At 43.2% G+C, this 12,316-nt stretch carries 14 protein-coding genes; 2 read left to right on the plus strand and 12 right to left on the minus strand.

Annotated elements, in window-relative coordinates:
- Nucleotides 1-201: 201 nt before the first annotated feature.
- Nucleotides 202-432, minus strand: coding sequence for a hypothetical protein (locus AC6CHU_RS20085; RefSeq protein WP_498122657.1), 231 nt, complete (start codon nucleotides 430-432; stop codon nucleotides 202-204).
- Nucleotides 433-576: 144 nt separating this feature from the next.
- Between AC6CHU_RS20085 and pdaB the strand changes: the two genes are divergently transcribed.
- Nucleotides 577-1,329, plus strand: coding sequence for a polysaccharide deacetylase family sporulation protein PdaB (gene pdaB, locus AC6CHU_RS20090; protein ID WP_159869770.1), 753 nt, complete (start codon nucleotides 577-579; stop codon nucleotides 1,327-1,329).
- Nucleotides 1,330-1,560: 231 nt separating this feature from the next.
- On the opposite strand, the gene AC6CHU_RS20095 is transcribed toward pdaB, so the two are convergent.
- A complete protein-coding gene (locus tag AC6CHU_RS20095) occupies nucleotides 1,561-2,193 on the minus strand; it encodes a KinB-signaling pathway activation protein (RefSeq protein WP_498122658.1) in 633 nt (210 codons plus the stop codon).
- A gap of 147 nt (nucleotides 2,194-2,340) precedes the next feature.
- On the opposite strand from AC6CHU_RS20095, the gene gerD reads away from it, so the two are divergent.
- Nucleotides 2,341-2,979, plus strand: coding sequence for a spore germination lipoprotein GerD (gene gerD / locus AC6CHU_RS20100; RefSeq protein ID WP_498122659.1), 639 nt, complete (start codon nucleotides 2,341-2,343; stop codon nucleotides 2,977-2,979).
- Nucleotides 2,980-3,023: 44 nt separating this feature from the next.
- Here gerD and salA read toward each other — a convergent pair whose 3' ends face one another.
- From salA to truA, 10 genes are all read right to left on the minus strand, one after another.
- Nucleotides 3,024-4,082 carry an iron-sulfur carrier protein/transcriptional regulator SalA gene (gene salA, locus AC6CHU_RS20105; protein WP_498122660.1) on the minus strand — a complete coding sequence of 353 codons (1,059 nt, stop codon included), beginning with the start codon at nucleotides 4,080-4,082 and terminating at the stop codon, nucleotides 3,024-3,026.
- A 122-nt stretch (nucleotides 4,083-4,204) separates the two neighbouring features.
- Nucleotides 4,205-4,927 (minus strand): N-acetylmuramoyl-L-alanine amidase CwlD, encoded by a 723-nt coding sequence (gene cwlD, locus AC6CHU_RS20110; RefSeq protein ID WP_159869758.1) that lies wholly within the window; start codon nucleotides 4,925-4,927, stop codon nucleotides 4,205-4,207.
- A gap of 100 nt (nucleotides 4,928-5,027) precedes the next feature.
- A complete protein-coding gene (locus AC6CHU_RS20115) occupies nucleotides 5,028-5,471 on the minus strand; it encodes a YbaK family protein (protein ID WP_159869755.1) in 444 nt (147 codons plus the stop codon).
- A 135-nt stretch (nucleotides 5,472-5,606) separates the two neighbouring features.
- The gene (locus AC6CHU_RS20120; RefSeq protein ID WP_251284574.1) at nucleotides 5,607-6,872 is read right to left on the minus strand and encodes a glutamate-5-semialdehyde dehydrogenase; all 1,266 of its coding nucleotides are present in this window, start codon (nucleotides 6,870-6,872) and stop codon (nucleotides 5,607-5,609) included.
- A 20-nt stretch (nucleotides 6,873-6,892) separates the two neighbouring features.
- Nucleotides 6,893-8,011: a glutamate 5-kinase gene (gene proB, locus AC6CHU_RS20125; RefSeq protein ID WP_251284575.1), complete on the minus strand. Its 1,119-nt coding sequence runs from the start codon at nucleotides 8,009-8,011 to the stop codon at nucleotides 6,893-6,895.
- A 35-nt stretch (nucleotides 8,012-8,046) separates the two neighbouring features.
- Entirely contained in the window at nucleotides 8,047-8,889 is an 843-nt protein-coding gene (gene proC, locus AC6CHU_RS20130; RefSeq protein WP_159869746.1) for a pyrroline-5-carboxylate reductase, read from the minus strand.
- A gap of 855 nt (nucleotides 8,890-9,744) precedes the next feature.
- Nucleotides 9,745-10,032 carry a hypothetical protein gene (locus AC6CHU_RS20135; RefSeq protein ID WP_498122661.1) on the minus strand — a complete coding sequence of 96 codons (288 nt, stop codon included), beginning with the start codon at nucleotides 10,030-10,032 and terminating at the stop codon, nucleotides 9,745-9,747.
- Nucleotides 10,033-10,483: 451 nt separating this feature from the next.
- Nucleotides 10,484-10,876 (minus strand): 30S ribosomal protein S9, encoded by a 393-nt coding sequence (rpsI, locus tag AC6CHU_RS20140; RefSeq protein ID WP_009336614.1) that lies wholly within the window; start codon nucleotides 10,874-10,876, stop codon nucleotides 10,484-10,486.
- A gap of 20 nt (nucleotides 10,877-10,896) precedes the next feature.
- A complete protein-coding gene (gene rplM / locus AC6CHU_RS20145; protein ID WP_159869743.1) occupies nucleotides 10,897-11,334 on the minus strand; it encodes a 50S ribosomal protein L13 in 438 nt (145 codons plus the stop codon).
- A gap of 232 nt (nucleotides 11,335-11,566) precedes the next feature.
- Entirely contained in the window at nucleotides 11,567-12,304 is a 738-nt protein-coding gene (gene truA, locus AC6CHU_RS20150) for a tRNA pseudouridine(38-40) synthase TruA (RefSeq protein ID WP_159869740.1), read from the minus strand.
- Nucleotides 12,305-12,316 lie beyond the last annotated feature (12 nt).

The raw sequence follows: 12,316 nt of genomic DNA on the forward strand, positions 1-12,316 counted from the left end.
ATTGTTCGTTCAGTTTTCAAAGATCAATCCGCCGCCCAGAAGCGACTTTATTAATATATCACGTGTCAACTTTGACGTCAACAACTTTTTTTAAGTTGTTTTCATTAATGCTTTCCGTCATCAGCGACGTTTATTAATATACCAAGATACCAAGAAGAAGTCAACATCCTTTTTGCCATTTTTTCTTCAGCACAAAAAATATTACCCCTTCTTTTCATGATGCTGGCTGGAACGCATATATTTAAGGCAATCTGCTGGTGTTGCCATGCGCTGAAATAATGAAAATAAAATTTTATATCGTTCCTCCATGGCTCTTTTGACAATGTGGTCGATTCTGTCATCTTTTAAATCGAATAATATTTCGTCCATTTCCCGCTTGATCAGATACTCCATTTCTTTTAGCTCTTTTTGGCTTAAAAGCATTCCAATCATTAAATTGCCTCCATTATATTCTTTAATTTGTTTATTGTAGTATTTTTCCAATTGATAATTTTTATGAATAAATTTTTTATACATGGAAGAGACAAGTTCAGCATAGGTATGAGACTAGGAAGGTATCGGACGAGGTGAACAAATATGAACTTTTTTTTCGTGTTGAATGGTAAGTCTTTAAAACAAATTTCGCTGATTGTCATTGCAGCATTTTTCACTGCCTGGTTCCTCTACATGCAAAGTATTGTCCAATTGCCTGCTTTTTCAGCTAAAGACGGGCCTAAGGCGATATACAAAGGGGAAAAGGATTTAGCCCTCACTTTTAATATAGGATGGGGGGATGTCAAAGCAGAGCCCATATTGGATATTCTTAAAAAAGAAAATGTAAAATCTGCGACCTTTTTTCTGGCCGGTTCCTGGGCCGAACGCCATCCGGATTTAGTGTCAAGGATCGCGAAAGAAGGCTATGAAATCGGAATTCTGGGCTATGGTTATGAAGATTATACAGAGCTTGAAGAGGATAAAATCAGGAGGGACCTTGCAAGGGCGCAGGAGGCATTTAGAAAGCTGAATATTAAAGACATTAAGCTTGTACGCGCGCCAACAGGGCATTTTGATCAGAAAACCTTAAAGATTGCTGACAGGATGGGTTTTACCGTTGTTCACTGGAGCGTCGATTCAAAGGATTGGACGAATCCGGGTGTCAATCGGATAACAGAGAATGTATCAAAGGCCAAAAAAGGTGATATCGTCCTTTTGCATGCATCCGATTCTGCTAAACAAACGGCTAAAGCTCTTCCGCTCATTTTAAATGATATAAAATCCAGGGGGCTTAGCTTTGTTTCCGTCTCAGAAATGATTGCTAATGCCGAGACAAAAACGAATGAAATAAAATGAAGCTTTGATCCATGGGGGCCATCTTTATCCACCACTGATTATTACTTGAGGCCCGCAGGAAGCGGGCCTCAAAGACGTTGAACAGGAATCTGATACTTATTAGTCATTATTCCTCTTTTCGGGCCTTTACGAGCAGTTTGCCCCTCACTTATCCTCCTTTGATTGCGCTGAGTCTTAAAGTGGGTGCACTTCATGCCCGTTGGACTTCGATAAAACAACAAAAGCCATCCGTTATTTGGATGGCTTTTTAGCTATATTGTTTCTCTGTTTTTGTGAATCTTCATTCAGCTTATGCAGAATTAGCAGCTGATAGGTGTTGCATACTAATAATGGGATCAGCATCAGATATAGCCAGCTTTCTTCGTTTACCCTTAATACCGGTACCCACTCAATGGCGGTTACGACCACCATGAAGAACACTGCAGGAATAAACGCATGCTGGTTGGTCTGTTTGGTTTTTAATGCTGCGACCACAAGAGCGACTATAAGAAGAAATGCTGCAACGCCAATATACGGCAGCATGCTATCTCCTTCACCCGCAAAAGCCTTATATCGGAAATAAACCAGGTCAAATAGAGCAAATAAAATAAGGACAATTTGAATAGGATTCCATAACCCTTTAAAAATCCCCAATCCAAAGCGGTGTACAGTCAAATAAGCAAAAAAGCCCATTTGGCTAATAATACTGAAGATTAATCCTACACCGATAAGCCAGAACAATACTGACAGAATTTGCAGGAAATCGAAGTCAATAAAAATAGGCGCAAATTCATCCCAGCGCACAATAAACCCAACAACTCCTGTAGTTAATCCACCGACTAAAAGAGTTGTTATAAACAGTTTTACCCAATTACGGCTAGTCAATTTATTTTTCCCCCATAATAAATAAATTCATTCTTATTGATTGTACCAACCAAAGTTTGAAAAATCTAGGCATTGTATTTCCAGCGCATAATATTTGCTAAAAATCTTCATTCTAAAGGTAAGGACACCTCTGAAAGGAGCTTCACCATGAAAACAAAATTCCGTTTGCTCCTTCCATTAGCGCTAGTGTTTTTCATTTCAGGCTGCGGCCAAGGTGAATCGGGCGCCAGCCAAATGGATTATGAGCAAACTAAAAAAATGGTTGTAGATATATTAAAGACAGATGAAGGAAAAAAAGCACTTGAAGAATTGATGGCTGATGAAAAAATGCAGCAAAAGATGGTCATGGACCAAAAGGTTGTAAGTGAAACCATTGAAAAGACCTTAACTTCTGATAAAGGCACAGAGTTTTGGAAAAAGTCTTTTGACGATCCAAAGTTTGCCGAGAGCATGGCCAAAAGCATGCAAAAGGAAAATGAAAAGCTTTTAAAAGACCTTATGAAAGACCCTGAATACCGGGGAATGATGATTGAAGTACTTAAAGATCCCGAGCTTGAAAAAGAAGTGACAAATGTCCTTAAAAGCAAGGAATATCGGGAGCACATTCAGAAAGTAATGACTGAGACATTTGAAAGCCCGCTTTTTAAAGCAAAAATTCAGGATATCCTTCTAAAGGCAGCTGAGGAAACAAAAAGCGGAGGTCAAGAAGGTGGTCAAGAAGGCGGGGGTGAAGGCGGCGGCCAAGGTGAAAGCCAAGGCGGCGGTAGCGGCGGCGGCGGATCTTAACCCTTAAGAATAAAACCTCTTCCATCGGAAGAGGTTTTATCTTTTTATTTACTTTCAATCGTTTGGATTACTTTACGGGCAATGTCTGTATAGATTTGACCAAGCTTATGTTCTTCGTCATAAATAGACGGTGCAAAATCTTCTTCATTCCAATCAGGCTGCTGAAGAGGAAGCTGGCCCAGCACTTCTGTACGCAGTTCTTCAGCGAGCTTCATACCCCCGCCTTGACCAAACACGTGCTCTCTTTCTCCAGTCAATTGACTCTCAAAATAAGCCATGTTCTCAATAACACCCAGGATTTCATGCTCTGTGCGAAGCGCCATTGCACCAGCTCTGGCCGCAACGAATGCTGCTGTAGGGTGCGGAGTTGTAACGACAATTTCCTTACAGGAAGGAAGCATGGTGTGAACATCCAGTGCAACATCTCCTGTCCCAGGAGGCAAATCAAGAAGAAGGTAATCTAATTCTCCCCACTCTACCTCATTGAAAAAGCTGTTCAGCATTTTGCCAAGCATCGGACCTCTCCAGATAATCGGCGCATTATCTTCTACAAAGAATCCCATTGAAATTACTTTTACGCCAAAGCGTTCAACCGGCAGAATACGTTCTCCCCTAACCACAGGACGCTTCGTTATGCCCATCATGTCCGGAACGCTGAATCCATAAATATCGGCATCAATCAATCCGACCCTTTTGCCCAGTCTTGCCAGCGATACAGCCAGGTTTACCGAAACGGTTGATTTGCCGACACCTCCTTTTCCGCTGGCAATAGCGATGAATTCCGTCTTATTACCAGGAGAAAGCAGGCCTTTGTCTTCTTCAGCCGCTGCCTCTCTAAATTGTGAAAGCACTTCATCAGGAAGCTCGCTGAAGCGGATGCCAACGGTCGCAGCCCCTGCTTCTTTTAAAAGATTGACGATTTCCGTCTGAAGCTGAAGCTGTTCAGCAGTACCTGTCTTGGCAACCTGAATCTTAACACTGACATGGTTCTTTTCTTCTTTGATTTTAATTTCTTCAATGGCGTTAAGTTCGCCCAATGTTCTATGTATAAATGGTTCCTTCAAGCCGCTTAAAGCTTCTCTGACTTTCTGTTCAGTTAACATACATTGCACCCGCCTTTTGAATTCGTTTCCATTTTAGTATAACATATTGAAAATTCTATACAGTTAATTCTATCACACCGGAAAAACATTCAAAAAAGAAAAGGCACTTTCTCAGCACCTTTTCATTCCCATGTTTCAGTCAATTCTTTTTCGTTGGTATAGTAGCGCATTATTCCATTATAGATAGAGGCAGCTATTTTATCCTGATATTCATCAGTTTTCAGATTAGCCCGCTCCCCCGGGTTTGATAAGAATCCCACTTCTACTAAGACACCCGGTTTTTTGGCGTATTTTAAGATGAATACATTGTTCAGAGGCTTGGAGTTCCGCTTTGTATTTTCCAAGTTGCGGCGAAGTTCGTCCTGTATAAATTTTGCGGCTTTGGCATTCTCCTTAATCCCGGGTGCATAGAAGGTCTGTGCTCCGCTCCATTGGGGAGAGGGAATCGAATTTAAATGGATGCTGACATAAAAGTCAGAGTTAGACGTATTTATCATTTCAAGCCGTTTCTTCAGGTCTTCTACTTTTCTCCGGCTGTATCCCTTGGTTGCCTCGGGTGCAAGGTCCCTGTCATCCTCCCTCGTCATGAGCACAAGTGCTCCCTGCTCCTGGAGGTAATCCCTTACCTTTAATGATACATCCAGCGCAATATCTTTCTCGAGTGCCCCTTCGTCACCTGCTCCGCCATCCGGGCCGCCATGGCCGGGATCAAGCAAGATGATCTTCCCGGTTAAAGGCAGATTCCACGATTCCCAGGAATCATCATCCGTAAAGTCATATTGTAAAATAAGAAAAAGGACGATAAGCCCGATTGCAAACCCGCCTATTTTTAATTTTTTCTTCATACGCCCTAATCAGTCCCCTCCTGCTTATCCTCACTTCAATATATGGGACAAGATGGAGATCTAGAACTTCGATCAGGAGACAGCGCTTTAACCAAATTCTTTAGTGGAGACGCAATTTATGCCTTCTCTCCCCTTTGTTAAACCCTTCTGACCACCAGCTGTTTACATATTGCTCGCACATATAATAAAGGGATTCACTCATAGCCGCTTCCGAGCCATGGCCCCAATACAGGAAAAAGTTATAGAGCGTATCCACTAAGTGCTTATATTCTTTTTCACATCTGTGGCGAACCTGATCCAGCGATTCGCCATAGCGCCCAAAACGGCTATAATTGGCCCCCAGCAAATAGGCTTCAATCGCTACATCATAGCAGGCCTCTTCAATTCCGGCATTCATGATCAGGCCAGAGACAAATCTGGAAGATCCAAAAAATTGCTGTACTTTTTCTTTTAAAGCTTTTATCGAAATTTCCCGAAGGACTGATTTTTCATATTTGATCTGCTTTTCTCTTTTTTTCTCTTTGAACGTTGTTATGACAGTCACGCTTTCTCACCCCTTACAGATAGTCTTTATCTGCAGCGGGAGAGAAATGCAAAAAGCAGCCGCTAATCGGGCTGCCAATTTTTTAAGGTGTAGTTAAAAAAAGCACCAGCCGGAGCTGATGCTTATAAAAACACTTTATCTGATCTGCCCATTCCCTGACATGAGATATTTGCGGGTTGTTAGTGCTGGCAGCCCCATCGGTCCTCTCGCATGGAGCTTCTGTGTGGAAATACCGATTTCAGCCCCAAAGCCCAGAGCGCCGCCATCCGTAAACCTGGTCGAAGCATTATGGTACAGCGCAGCTGCATCTGTCAGCTGCATAAACTTTTTAGCTGTGTCCCCATTTTCGGTAATAATCGCCTCTGAATGCTTAGTGCCGTATTGATCAATATGGTCAATGGCCTGTTCAAGGCTATTAACGGTTTTCACAGCTAAATCCATGCTTAAATATTCATTGGCCCAGTCGCTCTTGCCTGCAGGCACAACATCGGGCAAGACTTTTGCCGCAGCTTCATCTCCATGCACAGTAATGCCATGTTCCTTTAGAGCTTTTGCAAGCAATTCTTTATGCTGATTCAGCCATGCTTTATGGACAATCAGTGTTTCTGCCGCATTACAGACTGCGGGACGGTCGGTTTTGGCATTAATCAGGATATTGATCGCTTTATCCGGATCTGCATCCTTATCTACATAGATATGGCAGTTTCCGACTCCTGTCTCAAGAACAGGCACCGTCGCATTCTCGACCACTGCTTTAATGAGGGATGCGCCGCCTCTCGGAATTAACACATCAATATGCTCCTTCATGGTGAACAGCTGCTTTGTCGCTTCCCTGTCCGATGAGGCAATGAATTGGACAGCTTCTTTAGGTATCTTCGTGTTTTCCAGAGCCTCATGAATAATCTCTACTATAGCCTGATTCGAATTCAGTGCTGATGATCCGCCTTTTAAAACAATAGCATTTCCTGATTTTAATGCAAGACCCGCCGCATCGGCTGTAACATTAGGTCTTGCTTCATAAATCATTCCGATGACACCAAGCGGAACACGGACCTCTTCCACCTTCAGCCCATTATCCAAGGTCCAGCCTGACATAACATCTCCAATCGGATCGGGAAGTTCAGCTACCTGGCGAAGGCCGTCTGCAAATTCATAAACCCGCTCCTTCGATAATGACAGCCGATCCATATACGCCTCTTCGAACCCTTTCTCCCTACCGCTTTTAAGATCGGCCATATTAGCTGCAAGAATCGATTCATATCCAGTCTCCAACGCATCTGCAACTGTATGGAGTGCTTCGTTCTTTTCTTCAGTATTTAAAATACTTAAGGTTTTGGCAGCCTTCTTTGCCTTTATTGCCTGTTCTTCTACATTATTTAATACTGCTGATGCAGTAGTCATTGAATCCCTCCTAAAAAAGTTCAAACCAATGCCGGCAGCTTAAAGTCGCGGGAGCATACAAACGTTTCCTGCGCTATGGCCGGTTCAAGCTCTTCATCTCCTGTATTGCCGGTTAACTGTTCGTTTGAATAATTAATGCGGCCGAGGCCAATTTCCTGTCCTTCTTCATCCAGGATGCGGACAACTGCTCCATCCTTAAATCTCCCTTTGACTTCCTGAATATCAGAGCAGTACAAGTTTTCCTGATGATCCACAATCGCTTCTATCCCATGGGAATTGATGGTCACCTTTCCTTCAGGACCCGAGTGGAATGCTATCCACTGCTTTTCATTATCCAGATTGAATGCATCCGGCTCTGGCGTGAAGTAAGTGCCTCTTGCTCTGTTTTCCACAGCTTCCATTAAAATGTTTTCCGTTCCTGCTTTTCCTAAAAAGGAGTCAATTCCTGCAGCCATCGCAATTTTCACTGCCTGGATTTTTGACTTCATGCCGCCTGTTCCTACAGCACTGCCAGATCCTCCTGCAGCAGCTTCAATTTCAGGTGTTATGCAGTGAACCCTCTCGAGAAGACTTGCGTGAGGATTATCATTTGGATTGCTGTCATAGAGGCCGTCTATGTCTGATAAAATAATCAGGAAATCCGCATCAATCAGACCAGCCACTTTTGCAGCCAGAGTATCATTGTCCCCGAAGCGCAAACGATCGACTGTAACCGTATCATTTTCATTAATGATCGGGATGATGCCTCGCTCCAGCAGCACATTCATGGTGTTATGCATATTTCCATAACGCTTTTCATCAGAGAAATCGCTTCTGGTAATCAAGATTTGTGAAGCTACATAGCCATGAGATAAAAAGAGTTCTGAGTAAGATTCCATTAATAGCCCCTGGCCAATCGAAGCTGCAGCCTGTTTTTCCGGAAGAGAAGATGGTCTGTTAAGGCAGCCAAGCTTCCTATATCCTGCTGCTACAGCACCTGATGACACAACGGCTGTTTCATAGCCGGCATCCTTCAGCTCGACAATTTGCTCAGCAAACTTTTCAAGCTTTCTGCGGCTAATCTCCCCGTGCATGCTTGTTAATGAGCTGCTCCCAATCTTAATAACAACTCTTTTTATCTGCTTTTCGTTAATCAACATCCAATACCTCCTGTAAACTTGTAAATCCTTTTCCCTTAGGAAGTGACAAGGGCGTCTTCCAGCTCTTTGCTGATTTCCTTCGAACGTTTGGCGGCATGCTCAACTGCCTGTGTGATGGCTTCGCCTCCGTTGTATCTCCTTAAGGCTTCGAGTCCTGAGGCGGTCGTGCCATTTGGAGAGGTCACTTTCTCTCTTAGAGAAGTTGGCGCTTCTTCTTTTTCAAGCACCATCTTCGCTGCTCCAAAAATCGTCTGGGCAACAATTTTGCGGACAGTCTTTTCATCCATTCCATTTTGTACCCCTACCTGCTCCATGTTTTCCATCAGATAATAGAAGTAAGCAGGCCCGCTTCCGGCTAATCCCGTAAAAACATCCATTTGGTCTTCATCGATGATATAAACTTCCCCCATGCATTCCAGCAATTCCTTAACCATTTCCACATTGGCCATGCTCGTATTCTTTCCTGCGACAACAGCAGTAGCAGATTCCTGAATCATGCTTGAAGTATTCGGCATCACACGCACTACCTGCTGTCCGGGATTTAAATGCTCTTCCATGAACTCTGTTGTTATGCCTGCCAAAACAGAAAGAATCACCTGACCGGGATATAATTTGTCTTTAATCGAAAGAAGGGCTTCTTCTGCCCCTTTTGGCTTCATAGCTAAAATAAATAAATCAATTTCCTCAAAGGGGATTTCGTTTTGCGGCATGGCACTTACACCATACAAGTCTTGAATCTCTTCCAATCTGTCTGCATTGCTTCTGTTCGTTACAAAAACCCGATCAGGTGACATTTTTTCAGCTGTAATGACTCCTGAAATCATTGATTCCGCCATTGACCCTGCTCCTAAAAATGCGATTGTTTTATTGGCTAACATGGACATCCTCCTTTAAATGAAAAACTGTTCGTATAACCGTTCGTATTTTATCAACGGTATCTATCGTAACATGCTCAAATACAGATTCAAGGGTATTAGGGAAAGACGGGAGGATATAGGCGAGATAGTGAATGAAAACGCTAACATATACAGTCTGAGCTCCGCTGATGCTCTCTCAGCGTGAATAATCCTCTCTCAGCCCGATATTTGCAATAATATAATTTCCAATTTTTTCGCTGATACAGGAATTAGCCCCGCCAGCCGGCTGAGCTAAAGTTGACGGTGCTTGTAAACAGCAGATCAGACGTTAGTAAACACCTGCTGGCGTCAGGCCACCTGTATTTATTGTCAGCCCATATCGTGGAAGCGAACCGGTTCCTGCTCTTTCCTGTCTGCGGAGATGTCAGTTTGTCGTATACCCCTCCCTATCCCCTATCATCCGTAGTCACAATAAATAACCCTTACCCCATTTAGGGAAGGGCCTTAATTAAGAATACCTTGTTTGTATTAATATCTTGTTTGAATTTGTATTCTACAATTTATTCCTGTACTTTTCGATACTTATCATCTGTTGTTAACTTACCACCGTTTTTATAATTACTTCAGCTAGTTAAACGATTTGTGCACAAATAACAAAACCGGATAGTGTGAACTGTTGAGCACCTTGACCTTCTGCTCGAAAAATCCATTGATTAGGGGGAGTGCCAACCGGCTGCATTTGAGTTATTCTAACTTGATTACCTCCAGCTATAGAAAATCCAGCAGATATCGCAATATTATTAAGTGGACAAGTAATAGTAAGGGTCGCGACTCCAGCTGTCGAAGTGATAGATTGTGTCACTATTTGAAAGCCAGTTAATCCGGGTCCTGGAGGTCCTGGTGGTCCCTGTATCCCCTGTGGTCCTTCTGGCCCTTCTGGTCCCTGTATCCCCTGTGGTCCTTCCGGCCCTTCTGGACCTTGTATCCCCTGTGGTCCTTCTGGCCCTTCTGGTCCTTGTACCCCCTGTGGTCCTTCTGGTCCTTGTACCCCCTGTGGTCCTTCTGGTCCTTGTACCCCCTGTGGTCCTTCTGGTCCTTCTGGACCTTGTATCCCCTGTGGTCCTTCTGGTCCTGGCGGTCCCTGCGGTCCAGGTGGACAATCACATGTTTGGCTAGGCGGTTTTAGAATACAGCATCCCGTTGAAATAGAATTTGGCCAAGAAGGAGGGACGATATAATGTTTCATCTTATCATCCTTTCTAAATTGTTTATAAATGATATTCAAAAATATTTAAATTGCTTGTACAGTTTGATGAAATAGAAATAAATTTCTAAAGAGGGAACCCATGTCTCCTTATTTGCACAGAAACGAGCACATGGTTGGGGAATTGGGGATATGAACCAGAAACAATACTCAGGATAAATCCTCATAAATGATATGAGTTGCTTTCCTTCCAGGATGATTCCAGGTCAATCAGATATTGACAATGAATATCCGCTCACATGTAACGAATACTAGAGCTATGATTGGTGGGCAAATTTGTTTGAAAGTATATTTTAAACAAAAAAAAGACCCTTTCCACAGAAGTGAAAAGAGTCTTTGAAACGCTGATAATTAACGCTTTGAGAACTGAGGAGCACGACGAGCACCTTTAAGACCGTATTTCTTACGCTCTTTCATACGTGCGTCACGAGTTAATAGTCCTGCGCGCTTTAATGTTGGACGGAATTCAGGATCAGCTTGAAGCAATGCACGAGCGATGCCGTGGCGGATTGCGCCAGCTTGACCAGTGTATCCACCGCCGTTTACATTTACAAGAATGTCGTAGCTGTTAACTGTTTCAGTAGCTACAAGCGGCTGTTTTACAACTTCACGTAAAGCTGCAAAAGGAATGTAATCTGTGATTTCACGACCATTGATGATGATTTTACCGTCGCCTGGAACTAAACGAACACGTGCAACGGAGCTCTTACGACGACCAGTACCAATATATTGAACCTGTGCCAAGTTAATAACCTCCCTAAAAATTATCCACGAAGTTCGTAAACTTCAGGTTGTTGTGCTTGGTGCTTATGTTCGCTACCAGCATATACGTGTAATTTCTTGAACATTTGACGGCCAAGAGAGTTCTTTGGAAGCATGCCTTTGATAGCAAGCTCAAGCATTCTCTCAGGGTAGTTTGTACGCATTTCAAGAGCAGTTCTTGATTTTAGACCGCCTGGGTGCATGCTGTGACGGTAGTAGATCTTGTCAGTAAGCTTTTTCCCAGTAAGTTCGATTTTTGAAGCGTTGATAAGAATTACATGATCACCAGTATCAACATGTGGTGTATAAGTTGGTTTATGTTTACCACGTAGGATTGACGCTACTTCACTAGCAAGACGACCAAGAGTTTTGCCTTCAGCATCAATCACGTACCATTTACGTTCGATATTGTTTGAATTCGCCATAAACGTTGTACGCATCAGTTTCCCTCCTAATAGTTCCATTCATAATCATTTTTGGTTTATCTATTCGACACAATAAGTTCCGGGGCTTATCGTGGTTTTAATAATAATACCATATGCTATAATATAACTTTGACAGTCTAATGTCAAGCGAATGTTACACCTGGTTTAGTTGTTTTAAAATCTTTTTTCAAACGAGTTTGGCTTTACAACGCGCCCCCGCGGTTCCTCAAATGTTTTTTCCAAAATTTTAATAAAAAACTTTCCACAAATATAAACCTTGGGGAGGTGCTGTTTTTCCTGCAGCTGACCTGTTTTTTTCCTTTAGGGCTGCTGGCATGGATCCGGGGTCTCTTTCCCCTGAGCCGACTTCCAAAAGGGTGCCGGTCAGAATCCGGACCATATTATATAAGAATCCAGTGCCTCTAAATCGGAAGATGAGCATATCCCCTTCTTCACGCACATCTATCTCCTGAAGTTCCCTGACTTTATCTGCCACTTCCGTCTTAGCGGAGCAGAAGCTTGTAAAATCATGTGTCCCTATTAAATCCGCCGCTGCCTGTCTGATAGCATCCATATTTAAGGCATAGGGGTATTGATAGGCATAATGGCGTTTAAACGGATCTCTCCTGGTTGATCGGTGCACGAAGTACCGATACTCCTTCCCATTCGCATCAAACCGGGCATGGAAGTCGTTAGGCACTGTCTCCGTCCCGATGATGGCCACATCATCCGGCAGCAGGGAATTAAGGGCAATATCCCATTTTTCAATCGGAATGTTCAAAGGGGAATCGAAGTGAATCACCTGCCCCCTTGCATGGACACCTGCATCGGTTCTTCCTGAAGCAGTCACCCTAATGTCTTTTCCTTTATGAAGCTTCTTTAAGGTCCGTTCCAGCTCTCCCTGCACAGTCCGCTTCCCAGGCTGCACCTGGTAGCCTGCAAAAAGGGTTCCGTCATATGTCACAATACATTTAAATCTTTGCATAAGGCCACCCCG

This window comes from Cytobacillus sp. GQ23, from assembly GCF_059758675.1.